The following is a 12,473-nucleotide window of genomic DNA, read 5'->3' as shown; positions in this document are numbered from 1 at the left end:
TTTTTTATGAATTAAAGTTTTTACCGACTATAGTTTGCTGCGTGATGGTATTACTTAGCTTAATGCGCTTGCGATTAAGCATCCATTACGTCTGAGGCTTCACTTTTACCGTCACTATCTATATGCGCTTCGCTACTCGCAATTTTACGGCCTCTTGGCATCTTCACAACTAATGTTTTAGCTAAGTCATCATGTAGGCAGCGGCGTTGATCACCTCTAAAAATCGCCAAGAAATTACTGATTGTAATTACAAAACCAAAGAGTGGTAGATAAGCGACAATCCAAAATGGCAGGTAACGCTTAAGGATAATATCTTGTAAGCTGAGGCGTTGGCCATTTTCACCCACTACCGCAATTCCAACAATGCGTTTACCTAGGGTTTGACCATATTCTTTAAGTAGGTAACTGTTTAGCGCCATGAATAACACAATCTCAAGTAAAGATACTTTGACTTGAGTGGCAAAGGAAATTGTAAAGTTTTCATCGATACCGGCACTTAAATTCAGTAAATCAAAACCGAGAATAAACGGGACTAACATTACAGTCGGAAAAATAACTTTATCTAATATTGCTGCTTGAAAGCGTTGAGCTAACGTAGCAAGTTCAACATATTGACGTGATGACGAAGGTTCAGGTTGCATATGACTTCTATAAATTAGTTAGTTAACTGGATTCAGACATAGATGATAATCAATCCTTAGCGTAATAATCAAGATTTACTCGCACTTATTTATGAATCTAAGTTTTAATACACAGCGTAAATAATATTGTTATTATGCTTGATGATTTTAATTTTAGTATACGGGATTGATTATGACTTGGATGTGTTATCGGTTTAGCGAGTTGTCGAGTTTACAACTCTATGATGTATTGCAATTACGTGCGGCTATCTTTGTTGTCGAGCAAGATTGCGTTTATCAAGATATTGATGGTTTAGATATGCATCCAGATACGCGTCATATTCTGCATTATAGTACGACGGGTGAGTTACTTGCTTATTTGCGTATTTTAGCCCCAGGTGTCAGTTATCCTGATGTGGCTATTGGTCGAGTGGTTACTGCTGCATCGGCACGTGGTCAAGGTCTTGGTCATCAGTTATTAGAGTGCGGTATTAATGCGGCCAAATCAGCATGGCCTGAGCAAGATTTATACCTTTCTGCACAAGCCCATTTACAGCATTATTATCAAGGCTACGGATTTACGAGCGTGACGGTAGAATATTTGGAAGATGGAATACCCCATGTTGGTATGCGCTGGAAAACGAGTGTTGGGTATTCGAAAAGCTCATAACAAATAAGACTAATAACAAGCACGATAGCATGTAAGGTGATAATGTTTTTATCATAACAACTCCTTGTTTAACATTGATAAACTTCAGTTATTTTTATTTTTAATACTTTATTTAATAGGCCACATATTATTCGCTATTTTTGACAGTTTGATGATAAAGCTAAAAATCAGTATTTGTTATTAACGCTTTAACTTATCAACAGTTAAACGATTGGTTTTGACTAATACTTTAGACTGAATGTGAAATTTGCTGTCACCATAGAATAGTTTTTTACTATTATCTGTGTTTGCTAGTTGAATTATCCGCTGTGGCACTATATAATTCGCGGTCTCAAAATTAGTCAATTTTCTATACGTTCCTTGCCTCGATGGACCGACTAAGCCAGAGCCGAGGCTGATTAAACCCGTGAGGAGCTTACGATGCGTCATTACGAAATCGTATTTATGGTTCACCCAGATCAAAGTGAACAAGTTTCAGGCATGATCGAGCGTTACAGCGCTGTAATCACTGAAGCAAATGGTACTATCCACCGTCTAGAAGACTGGGGTCGTCGCCAATTAGCATACCCAATCAACAAACTTCATAAAGCTCACTATGTTCTTATGAACATTGAAGCTGGCCAAGATGTTATTGATGAGCTAGAAAATAACTTCCGCTTTAACGACGCAGTGATCCGCAACATGATCCTACGTACTAAAGGTGTAGTTACTGAAGCTTCTCCAATGGCTAAAGCTAAAGAAGAACGCCGTGAAGCGCCTGTTGCTACTGAAGCACCAGCTGCTAAATAATAGCGTTTTAGCTATAGGTATTTGTTTATTGGATAGCATTTAGTTATCCAATTATTTGAGAAGATTTTAGGAGATTTTAATTATGGCACGTTTTTTCCGTCGTCGTAAATTCTGTCGTTTCACTTCTGAAGGTGTTACGGAGATTGATTATAAAGATATCGCTACGTTAAAAAACTACGTAACTGAAAGCGGTAAAATTGTACCAAGTCGTATTACTGGCACACGTGCTAAGTACCAACGTCAACTTGGTCGTGCGATTAAACGCGCACGTTACTTGTCTCTACTTCCATACACTGACTTACATAAGTAAGCTATTGTTTGGTCGTCAAGACTAACTCTATATTTTTGAGGAAAGGTAATGAAAGTAATTTTATTAGACAAGATCGCTAAATTAGGTGCATTAGGCGAGACTGTTAACGTTAAAGCTGGTTATGCTCGTAACTTCCTTTTACCGAAAGGTAAAGCGGTTCTAGCAACTAAAGCAAACGTAGAATCTTTCGAAGCACGTCGTGCTGAACTAGAAGCTAACGTAGCTGCTGTTAAAGCAACTGCTGAAGCTAAAGCTGCAACAATCAACGCTCTAGAAGCTGTTGTAATTGCAACTAAAGCTGGTGACGAAGGTAAGATTTTCGGTTCTATCGGTACTCGTGACATCGCTGATGCGATCGTTGCTGCTGGTGTTGAAGTTGCTAAAAGTGAAGTTCGTCTTCCTGAAGGCGCTTTACGTACTCTTGGTGCGTTCGAAATCAGCATCCAAGTACACAGCGAAGTATTCGCTACAGTGAACTTAGAAGTTGTAGCTGAAGCTTAATTTAAAGTTTAACTTTAGATTAATCTCAGTATAAAGCCATGGTGTATACCATGGCTTTTTTTATGCCTGTAATTTGAGGACATCACTATTTTGGGTAGCCAGTGATGGTACGAATAGACTGGTATAAAGGTTGTAACTGTTTATACATCTTTAGATAGACTTGGTTATAAAGTGCATCATAAGTCGCGACGATCTCTGGCTGCGGTTGAAAGACTTTATTTACTCGTGTCATTCCTGAAATTGCCTGATCAAAGTCGGCATAAATACCGAGCCCAACTGCAGTAACAATCGCAGCCCCTAATCCCGATGTTTCGAATGTATGTGGGCGTTCTGCTGGCATATTAAAAATATTGGCCGTTAATTGCATCGCGACATCACTTTGAGAACCGCCTCCTGATACCCGCAACGTGGTTATTTTTACCTTGTTACGTTTACTGATACGTTCTTTACCTTCTCGTAATGAATAGGCAAGTCCTTCTAATATCGCACGATAGATATGGGTACGGGTATGTACATCACCAAAACCAATAATACCGCCTTTGGCTTCAGGTCCGGGATCGCGTGCGCCAGGTGTCCAATAGGGTTGTAACATCAGCCCCATAGAACCGGCTGGAATTTTTGCGACTAAGCGATCGAATAATACTTCTGGTGCGATACCTTCAGCATCTGCGAGATGTTGTTCTCGTAAACCAAACTCTTTTTTAAACCAACTGATTAGCCAAAAACCACGATAAATCATGACCTCTGAAGAATAGTGACGGGGTATCGCGGAAGGAAATGGCGGTAAATGTGGGGTGGCTTCCACGTATTTTTCTGTGGTGATATTAATCGTAGCGGTAGTGCCATAACTTAAACACGCGATGTGAGGGCGGTTACCACCAGAGCCGATAATTTCGCAAGCTTTGTCTGATGCCGAGGCTATCACAGGTAACCCAGCTGGAATCCCTGTATAGGCCGCCGCACCTTCGGTAACATGACCAATAAGTTCACCGGGTTCAATGAGTTTAGGTAACATTTTCGGATCTATCGCTAGCATATTCCAGCGCCAATCTGATTTTTTTAACCACGCTAATTTTTTATAATCAAACGGAATATAGCCAACTTGGCTACCGATTGAATCAACTATGTTATCGGTGAACTTATAATTTAGAAAGCCTGATAACAGTAAGTATTTGGATGTATCGCGCCATATGTCGGGTTGATTCTGACGGATCCAAATCGCTTGTGATTTTTCTTGAAAGCGCTGAATAATATCCTCAACACGGGCAATGTTAAATAACCAGTTCCAAGGCCATTGAATATTCTCTTGTTGCGCATGACGTTGATCTAACCAGATGATCGCCGGTCGTAATGGTTTACCTTCCGCATCGAGATTGATCACTGTGCCACGTTGGGTGGTGATCGACATGCCTACTATGTCTTGTTTATTGATCTCAGGGAATTGCTTAAGATCTTGCCAAAGTAAATCACAGGCCTGTTTGACGGCTAGCCAGTAGTAATCAGGATCCTGCTCTGCCCAACCTGGTTGCGCTGAAAAGTAGGGGGTGATCACTTGCTGTCCTTTGGCGATCAAATTTCCTTGGTTATCAAAAAGCAGTGCGCGAACACTTTGGGTTCCATTATCAATACTTAACAAATAGCGTTGCTGCTCCGATGCTAAAGGTAATGATGTTGGAGTACGACTATCCATGTAAATTATCTCCGACTGAGCTAGCTTGCCACAACGTGAGGTGAGCTATCGTTATGTTTTGGTAAACAATGACTATGCTTTGGCAAACTATAGTAACGCTGAATTATGGTTTGATAGCGACCGACTTCGTGTTGCCATTGCGCTTCATTCCAGTGTAACGCTGCTTGGCAAAGCGGCTGTAATTGCACGAATAACTGTTCTCCACCTTTTGGCAATAATAGCCCGATACGACAACGACGTAGTAATAAATCATCAAGATGAATCACCATTTCGTGCTGTAGTATCCACTTTAGTTCAGCAAATAATGTATTTGTGCTACCAATCAACTTGAGATCACCGTGAGTGGCGTTATTGATCAAATGACTATAGTGGTTACCATACTGACTTTTTAAACGCTGTATTTGCTGCGGGGTCAAGATACTGTCGATTGGCTTAACTTTGATCGGTTGAAATAGTTTAGCTGCTTGTAACTCGATGAGATTTATATCTGGTAAGTAATGCTGCGCGACCTTTAATACATCGAGAGCGATTAACCTGAAGGTGGTGAGCTTACCGCCTGCGACACTGATCAAACCTTGTTCATTCCAGATAGAATGTTCACGTTTTTCATCTGACGGTTTGGTATTTTTTACCTTACTTCTGGTATTGGCAGTGCTATTTGTACTATTACTGACTACAGGCCGGATCCCAGCGTAGGTTGATATCACATCGGCTTCGCTAATATTAGCTTGCGGAAACTGCCTGTTGATCCCGGTAAGTAAATAATCAACTTCGCTTTGGCTAATGCAAGGTTGTTGATCTAAATCGCTGTTATGATCAAGATCTGTAGTACCAATCACAGTACTATTCTCCCAAGGAAAAGCAAAGATAGGACGCTTGTCTTCAGGGTGGAAGTAGCTAACCGAATAGGCGAGTGGTAAGCGCCAGCTTGGGATAATTAAATGACTGCCTCGCAATGGCCTAATCGCTTTTTTAGCTTGCAGTTGCTGGCGTAATTTGTCAGTCCAAGGACCCGTTGCATTGATTACCACGTTGGCTTTTAAGCTAAATACTTGTCCAGATACCTGATCAGATACTTTAATGCCAGTGACTCTATCGGCGGTTTTAATCAGATGCTCTGCGCTGAGATAATTGATGGCACGACCACCAAGTTCTTGCGCTTCTTGTAATACCCGCATGACCAAACGAGCATCGTCAGTGACTGCATCGGCAAACTGTGTTGCACCCTGCAATTTGTTCTGTTCAATCCCTGGGACATGAAAGTCACCAATGCCTTGATTAATATAACTATGATTACGTTTCCCACCAATCCAATCATAGATGGTCAGCAAGCTATTAAACACAAAGGGGCCTGGAAATTGAGATTTATAATGGCCCATCAAAAATTGCAGAGGGTTGACTAAACCGGGTAACTCGTTAAGCAGTTTTTCACGTTCAGTCACGGCATCTTTGGTCATATTATATTGACCACTACCAAGATAACGCAGACCGCCGTGTACCATTTTTGAAGACTTGCTGGATGCACCCCAAGCAAAATCTTGTTGCTCAACTAATAATACTTTCAGTCCAGCTTGGCTGGCACTTAACAATATGCCAGCCCCCGTGATTCCCCCACCAACAACAATCATATCCCAAACAGTATTATCAGCAGTTTGTTGGATCTGAGATAGATGCTGTTTACGACTCAAGCTGGTTAATATATGGTTCATATTACCTCCTAGCTGACCTGTTCTTGATGTTGTGTGCTATCACTGTTTGATTGCGCACTCAGTGTTGATGTTTGTTGTGGTACGACTGCTGATGCTGGTTTTGATGCAATGAGGCAATGTGGATTCATTATTTGCTGTGGATCAAATGTGTCGCACAAAGACTGAATAGCTTTGAGCGTCAATTCTCCTTTCTCTGTAGTTAAGTAAGGTTGGTGATCTTTACCGACGCCATGCTGATGGCTAATGGTGCCTTGGTTGTTAACGATGATCTCTGAGGTGGTATGTTTTAACTTTGCCCATTGCGCTAAAGTTTGCTGGTAATTGTCACCGGCTTTGAAAATATAAGTGGTGTAAATACTAGAGCCCTGTTGGTAAAAATGAGACAGATGAGTAAACACATGCATTTGTGGTGAGCCAGCAGTTGGATCCTGATTTAATACTGTGCGTAGATTGGTTTCTATTTTGGTTAATAGATTATCGACGTTATGCCAGTCAGTTGCTGTTTCTAGGGTATCAACGACATAGCCTTTTTGCCATAACGCTTCGCGGAAGTAGGGCATGGTAAAGCGTTTTTCAGCCCATTTATTACCCATGAATGACCCTGTGTATAATCCTTGGTATGCTTTGGTGATCTTTTTTAGTTGCTTTAATGCGCTGCGACATTGGAACTTGGTCCCTGTTAAGCCAAATGTCATCATGCATTTACCTTCTTTTACCCCAAATGCAACGAGGGCTTTTTCGAGTAAGGCTATTTGTTTTTCGTGTCCGGCTAAGGCGAGTTGGGTTTCGGTCTCGATAGCATTGCTTAAACGCAGCATAGACAGTTGTATATCGGATTGGACGAGTGTTTTTGCTGCTTCTTTGGCTTGCTGCCAACTCGGGAAGAAGGTCACGTAAAAGTTCTCTTGTGCTGCGAGTTTACGCACACGGACTTTGACTTCAGATAAGATACCAATACGGCCTTCTGAGCCCATTAACAATGCTTTAATATCAGGGCCAGCTGCCGAAGCGGGGAAAGTTGGAATATTTAGTCGACCTACAGGGGTGATTACTTCACCTCCGGCAAATAGTTCTTCAATGCGGCCATAACGTAAAGACTGTTGACCACTCGATCGCGTGACTACCCAGCCGCCAATGGTTGAAAGTTCGAAAGATTGCGGGAAGTGCCCTAAAGTATAACCTTGCGCACGTAACTGTGCTTCGACTTGTGGTCCCGGTGTTCCTGCGCCAAATGTGGCGAGCTGGCTTTCGGTATCGAGTGCAATGAGCCGATTCATACGCCCCATATCGACAGTTAAAATAGCGTGTTCGGATGCAAATGGGTTGATATGACCTGCTACACTGGTACCGCCACCATAGGGGATGACGAGGATATTGTGTTGTTGACAAAAGTGAAGGATCTCGACTAAATCATCACTGTTTTCTGGAAAGGCGACGCCATCCGGGAAATATTCAAAATCACCACTGCGCATGGCTAACCAGTCCGGTAAACTCTGCCCCCTAGCGTGACGAATACGTACTTCAGAATCGAGATTAAATAACGGGTGTTTGGGCAACCGGGAGGCTGGTACTTGTTTCATCACCTCCTCAAGCTGCGCATCGATGAGTGGTGTTGTTGCCCCTACTTTTGAAAGTAAAAATGCATCAGCAGTACTCGGTAGATCTAATTTATTGGCTTCATCGCCCCAACCATTCCAACGTTTCATAATCTCATCTTCCTCTGTAATATTACGGTATGTCATCTAGTTTAGATGTAAAGTACGGTTGATAGCATTGTCGTATTAAGCCAACATAAGTATCAAATTAGGACTAACTCACAATACCTCAGGGTAAAGCTCGTTATACTCATAAATACGTATTGAATAAGGATGATTCAGTTATGGTAGGGCTAGGTTCAGTATCAGTGCCAGTAATAAAGCAGTATTTACGCTATGTGGAAACGTTGGATATCGATGTACCGGCGTTATTGTCACGCAGTAATATCACTGTGGCAACACTTGCCCAAGAAAGTGAGCGTATCGCTGGTGAGCAATTACAGGCATTTTTGGCCAACCTTATTATAGCTACTGATGACCCCTTATTCGGATTGAAAAGTGGTGCCTTTGTTGAGCCGAGCTCGTACAGTGTACTGGGTTATATCACGATGACGTGTGCGACGCTTGAGCAAGCACTTGAACGTATCCAACCTTATGAAAAATTGGTGGGCGACATGGGCGTAACTTCAATTAATTATCAATCTAAGCAGCTATGTATCAATTGGCATTGTGCTTATACATTTGAAGATGTGCGGGATCAAATGGTCGATAATGTATTTGCTTCTTGGCTTGCTTATGTTCGCTGGTTGTCAGGGCAAGATTTAGGGCCGTTGGAAGTACACCTGCAACGAGCAGCACCAGCGCCAGAACTTATACATCACTATCAGCAGGTATTTTCTTGTCCAGTACTATTTTCACAACCAAGTAATAGTCTTATTTTGCCGCGTGAATATCTTGATATTCCGTTACGGCAACCTGATCATAATTTATTGAAAACCCTTGAGTTACATGCCGCTGGACAAGTTTCTGCCCTTGGTGATACACACAGTTTTAGTGTCCAAGTTAAAGATATTATTCGTATTTTATTATCGAAGGGCATTACCCGCAAAGATATGGTCGCTGGGCAGTTAAACATGAGTGAAAGAACACTACAGCGGAAATTGCAGCAAGAGCAAACCAGTTATCAGAAATTATTGGATGAGGCGCGTTTATCACTGGCTCAGCAGTATTTAATTGAAACACAGATGGCGGTAGATGATATTGCCATGCAGTTAGGATTTAGTGAAGCGCGTTCTTTTTTTCGTAGTTTTAAGCGTTGGACAGGAAAAACACCGAGCGTTTATAGAGAGTGTAGTTCACAAAAATTAAGTTAAGTCAGCCATTTATAGTCCCAATACTTTCATTTTTCGAGTATGAGGTCTAATATTTGTAAAAATAATAAAATTAACCCTTACACTGCTTCAAAGCAGGATGCAATTAGTGAGTATATGATGAAAAAAATTACAACAATGATCGTTGCGTTAGCATGTTTAGTACCTTCTTTATCTATGGCTGCGGGTGATGTTGCTGCTGGTAAAGCCAAAGCAGTCGTGTGTGCAGCTTGTCATGGTGCGTCAGGTATTTCTGCTGTTCCTATGTACCCAAATTTAGCGGGTCAGAAAGAAATGTATTTAGTTAATGCATTAAAAGCATACAAAGCGGGTCAACGTACTGGCGGTATGGCACCTGTGATGGGAGGTCAAGCTGCCGCACTATCTGATGCTGATATTAATAACGTAGCAGCGTATTTCTCAAGCCTTAAATAGTATTGAGTTAACCGTTACGTTAATAAGCACATAAGCCTCATTGTGGGGCTTTTTTATTAACCAAAAAATTAGCAAACGATTTCTTCATATAAATTTTTCCCACTTCTCTGGTTATTTCATTTCCCCTACAGGGATATTTTTAGGATAATGGTTAATCACACTAAATTTCGTGAGTGCTAGCATGGCCGAAAAACGTCAAAACCAGTTTCAAAATCAGTTTTCAAAAGATAAAAATAGAAAAGACAGTGCTGTTGATGCGCTAAAAGTGCCGCCGCATTCGTTTGAGGCTGAGCAATCGGTTTTAGGTGGCTTATTCATTGATAATGAAGCCTGGGATCGTGTAACCGAATTTATTGTAGCAAAAGATTTTTACAGTCGCCCACATCAACTTATCTTCGAAGCAATGGCAAAGCTGGTGGACCAACATATTCCACTGGATATTATTACCGTTTCCGAATGGCTAGATAATGAAGAATTACTTGATGATGCAGGTGGTTTTGCGTATCTGGGTGATATTGTTAAGAATACCCCAAGTGCGTCAAACATTACTGCTTATGCCAACATTGTGCGTGAACGAGCTGTGATACGTGAACTTATTGCGGTAGCCAGCGATATCAGTGAATCAGGTTATGAGCCACAAGGGCGTAAAAGTACCGACCTACTTGATTTAGCGGAAAGCAAAGTATTCCAAATTGCAGAATCAAGACAGAGCGAAGGTCAAGGTCCGAAGAACTTAGAAAGCGTATTGCAAGAAACTGTTGATAAAATTGAAGAGCTTTATCAAACTCCGCATGATGGTGTGACGGGGGTTGCGTCGGGTTATAATGATCTTGATGCCATGACCACCGGCTTCCAACCATCAGATTTGATTATTGTCGCAGCTAGGCCATCTATGGGTAAAACGACTTTTGCGATGAATTTATGTGAGCACGCGGCGTTAAATCAAGATAAACCAGCGGTTATTTTTTCACTAGAAATGCCTGCGGAACAGATTATGATGCGTATGCTCGCGTCACTCGGTAAAATTAACCAAACCAAAGTACGTACTGGTCAATTAGATGATGATGATTGGGCGCGTTTGTCTGCGACCATGAAGAGCATGCTTGAGCAGGGGAAAATGTACATTGATGACAGTTCTGGTTTGACTCCGACCGAAGTACGCTCGCGATCACGTCGTATTGCACGTGATCATGGTGGCATCAGTATGATCATGATTGACTACCTACAATTAATGCGCGTACCTGCATTAAGTGAAAACAGAACCTTGGAGATTGCCGAAATCTCTCGTTCATTGAAGTCCCTTGCTAAGGAACTTAAATGTCCTGTGATTGCCTTATCTCAGTTGAACCGCTCGTTGGAGCAACGTGCGGATAAGCGTCCAGTTAACTCAGACCTTCGTGAATCAGGCTCTATTGAGCAGGATGCCGATTTAATTATGTTTATTTATCGTGATGAAGTTTATAACGATGACTCTCCTGATAAAGGTACCGCCGAAATTATTATCGGTAAACAACGTAACGGCCCTATTGGTAAAGTTAGACTGACCTTTAATGGTCAATTCTCGCGTTTTGATAATTTTACTGGTCCTGCTTATGATGATGATTATTAAGGAATAGCTATGCGTTCAGCAACGGCTGAAATATGTTTGCAGTCATTGCAGCATAACGTTAAACAGATAAAAAAAATTGCCCCCAACAGTAAAATAATGGCTGTTGTTAAAGCAAATGCTTATGGGCATGGACTACTTGCAGTCGCAAGCGCGCTTAAAGCGGTTGATGCATTTGCAGTTGCTCGGGTTGAAGAGGCTCTCACACTGCGTAGTGGTGGTATTGTAAAACCAATCTTACTGCTTGAAGGTTTTTTTTCGACAGATGAATTACCGATCTTAGTGGCGAATAATATCCAAACATCGGTTCATATTGAACAACAACTTGATGAACTAGAGCAAGCAGATTTAGATGCCCCTATTCATGTTTGGTTGAAAATGGATACCGGTATGCATCGTTTGGGCATTCGTCCTAACAACTGTAAACGTGCAATTGAGCGATTAAAGAATAATACTAATGTAGTGCAACCAGCACGGTTAATGACGCATTTTAGTTGTGCTGATGAAGCAGATCCAAGTATCACCCAACGCCAAATTGATTTATTTGATGAATTAGTTGCTGGTGAAGAAGGTGAGCACTCTATTGCTAACTCTGCGGGGGTTTTGGCTTGGCCTGCCGCACGTCGAGAATGGATCCGTCCAGGTATTATGCTGTATGGTGTTTCACCGATGATCGGCGCTACAGCGGTAGAGCATGGTTTAAAGCCAGTGATGACCTTAACCACAGATTTAATTGCAGTACACGATATTAAAAAAGGTGAAACGACAGGTTATGGCGGTATCTGGAATGCGTCGGAAGATACACGCTTAGGCATTGTTGCTGTAGGCTACGGTGATGGTTACCCACGTATGGCGCCAGAAGGAACACCTGTATTAATTAATGGCCGTATTGTGCCGATTGTTGGCCGGGTATCTATGGATATGTTAACGGTTAATTTAGGTGCCGAATGCGAAGATAAAGTGGGTGATAAAGTGATTATGTGGGGGGCCGGTTTACCAGCAGAATTAGTGGCAGAACACATAGGAACCATTGCATATGAACTCGTAACTAAGCTTACGCAACGGGTTACACTTAAATATTTATAAAAATTAGTTGACCCTGATGCCCAGATTTTTTTTGCCAAGACCAATGAAAGTTAAGTCATATCAATGCATTATGTTATAGGTAACATAGAGTCATGAATTTAAATGCATAAAGTAGATTAAAATATGTACATTTCATCTGCAATTTACTCATT

At 41.6% G+C, this 12,473-nt stretch carries 12 protein-coding genes; 8 read left to right on the top strand and 4 right to left on the bottom strand.

Annotated elements, in window-relative coordinates:
- Positions 1–74: 74 nt before the first annotated feature.
- Positions 75–641, bottom strand: coding sequence for an RDD family protein (locus BT797_RS11855; protein WP_045111998.1), 567 nt, complete (start codon positions 639–641; stop codon positions 75–77).
- Positions 642–813: 172 nt separating this feature from the next.
- Here BT797_RS11855 and BT797_RS11850 point away from each other — a divergent pair, with 172 nt between their 5' ends.
- The 4 genes from BT797_RS11850 (at position 814) to rplI (ending at position 2,890) form a co-directional block, all read left to right on the top strand.
- On the top strand, positions 814–1,290 hold the full coding sequence (locus tag BT797_RS11850; RefSeq protein WP_082276052.1) for a GNAT family N-acetyltransferase: 477 nt from the start codon (positions 814–816) through the stop codon (positions 1,288–1,290).
- Between the two features lie 420 nt (positions 1,291–1,710).
- The gene (rpsF, locus tag BT797_RS11840) at positions 1,711–2,079 is read left to right on the top strand and encodes a 30S ribosomal protein S6 (RefSeq protein ID WP_045111995.1); all 369 of its coding nucleotides are present in this window, start codon (positions 1,711–1,713) and stop codon (positions 2,077–2,079) included.
- An 82-nt stretch (positions 2,080–2,161) separates the two neighbouring features.
- The gene (gene rpsR, locus BT797_RS11835; RefSeq protein WP_006030173.1) at positions 2,162–2,389 is read left to right on the top strand and encodes a 30S ribosomal protein S18; all 228 of its coding nucleotides are present in this window, start codon (positions 2,162–2,164) and stop codon (positions 2,387–2,389) included.
- Positions 2,390–2,437: 48 nt separating this feature from the next.
- Positions 2,438–2,890 (top strand): 50S ribosomal protein L9, encoded by a 453-nt coding sequence (rplI, locus tag BT797_RS11830; protein WP_045111994.1) that lies wholly within the window; start codon positions 2,438–2,440, stop codon positions 2,888–2,890.
- A gap of 85 nt (positions 2,891–2,975) precedes the next feature.
- On the opposite strand, the gene BT797_RS11825 is transcribed toward rplI, so the two are convergent.
- From BT797_RS11825 to BT797_RS11815, 3 genes are read right to left on the bottom strand one after another with little or no spacing between them, the layout of a single operon-like run.
- On the bottom strand, positions 2,976–4,580 hold the full coding sequence (locus BT797_RS11825) for an FGGY-family carbohydrate kinase (protein ID WP_045111993.1): 1,605 nt from the start codon (positions 4,578–4,580) through the stop codon (positions 2,976–2,978).
- 20 nt (positions 4,581–4,600) lie between these two features.
- Positions 4,601–6,289: a glycerol-3-phosphate dehydrogenase/oxidase gene (locus tag BT797_RS11820; protein ID WP_045111992.1), complete on the bottom strand. Its 1,689-nt coding sequence runs from the start codon at positions 6,287–6,289 to the stop codon at positions 4,601–4,603.
- 8 nt (positions 6,290–6,297) lie between these two features.
- Complete coding sequence (locus BT797_RS11815; RefSeq protein WP_045111991.1) at positions 6,298–7,995, bottom strand: FAD-binding oxidoreductase; 1,698 nt, start codon at positions 7,993–7,995, stop codon at positions 6,298–6,300.
- A 173-nt stretch (positions 7,996–8,168) separates the two neighbouring features.
- On the opposite strand from BT797_RS11815, the gene BT797_RS11810 reads away from it, so the two are divergent.
- From BT797_RS11810 to alr, 4 genes are all read left to right on the top strand, one after another.
- The gene (locus BT797_RS11810; protein ID WP_045111990.1) at positions 8,169–9,197 is read left to right on the top strand and encodes an AraC family transcriptional regulator; all 1,029 of its coding nucleotides are present in this window, start codon (positions 8,169–8,171) and stop codon (positions 9,195–9,197) included.
- Positions 9,198–9,314: 117 nt separating this feature from the next.
- Positions 9,315–9,629 carry a c-type cytochrome gene (locus BT797_RS11805; protein ID WP_045111989.1) on the top strand — a complete coding sequence of 105 codons (315 nt, stop codon included), beginning with the start codon at positions 9,315–9,317 and terminating at the stop codon, positions 9,627–9,629.
- A gap of 181 nt (positions 9,630–9,810) precedes the next feature.
- Positions 9,811–11,238 (top strand): replicative DNA helicase, encoded by a 1,428-nt coding sequence (gene dnaB, locus BT797_RS11800; protein WP_045111988.1) that lies wholly within the window; start codon positions 9,811–9,813, stop codon positions 11,236–11,238.
- A gap of 9 nt (positions 11,239–11,247) precedes the next feature.
- Complete coding sequence (alr, locus tag BT797_RS11795) at positions 11,248–12,321, top strand: alanine racemase (protein ID WP_045111987.1); 1,074 nt, start codon at positions 11,248–11,250, stop codon at positions 12,319–12,321.
- Positions 12,322–12,473 lie beyond the last annotated feature (152 nt).

It is taken from the genome of Moritella viscosa (assembly GCF_900120065.1).
In the GTDB taxonomy this organism is placed as follows: Bacteria; Pseudomonadota; Gammaproteobacteria; order Enterobacterales; family Moritellaceae; genus Moritella; species Moritella viscosa.
Note: the sequence above shows the minus strand (reverse complement) of the source record. Positions and strands in the feature narration are given on the sequence as shown.

Excerpts from the sequence above, each read along its gene's own strand:
- BT797_RS11855 (WP_045111998.1), bottom strand. The coding sequence starts at position 641 with ATGCAACCTGAACCTTCGTCATCACGTCAATATGTTGAACTTGCTACG.
- BT797_RS11850 (WP_082276052.1), top strand. The coding sequence starts at position 814 with ATGACTTGGATGTGTTATCGGTTTAGCGAGTTGTCGAGTTTACAACTC.
- rpsF (WP_045111995.1), top strand. The coding sequence starts at position 1,711 with ATGCGTCATTACGAAATCGTATTTATGGTTCACCCAGATCAAAGTGAA.
- rpsR (WP_006030173.1), top strand. The coding sequence starts at position 2,162 with ATGGCACGTTTTTTCCGTCGTCGTAAATTCTGTCGTTTCACTTCTGAA.
- rplI (WP_045111994.1), top strand. The coding sequence starts at position 2,438 with ATGAAAGTAATTTTATTAGACAAGATCGCTAAATTAGGTGCATTAGGC.
- BT797_RS11825 (WP_045111993.1), bottom strand. The coding sequence starts at position 4,580 with ATGGATAGTCGTACTCCAACATCATTACCTTTAGCATCGGAGCAGCAA.
- BT797_RS11820 (WP_045111992.1), bottom strand. The coding sequence starts at position 6,289 with ATGAACCATATATTAACCAGCTTGAGTCGTAAACAGCATCTATCTCAG.
- BT797_RS11815 (WP_045111991.1), bottom strand. The coding sequence starts at position 7,995 with ATGAAACGTTGGAATGGTTGGGGCGATGAAGCCAATAAATTAGATCTA.
- BT797_RS11810 (WP_045111990.1), top strand. The coding sequence starts at position 8,169 with ATGGTAGGGCTAGGTTCAGTATCAGTGCCAGTAATAAAGCAGTATTTA.
- BT797_RS11805 (WP_045111989.1), top strand. The coding sequence starts at position 9,315 with ATGAAAAAAATTACAACAATGATCGTTGCGTTAGCATGTTTAGTACCT.
- dnaB (WP_045111988.1), top strand. The coding sequence starts at position 9,811 with ATGGCCGAAAAACGTCAAAACCAGTTTCAAAATCAGTTTTCAAAAGAT.
- alr (WP_045111987.1), top strand. The coding sequence starts at position 11,248 with ATGCGTTCAGCAACGGCTGAAATATGTTTGCAGTCATTGCAGCATAAC.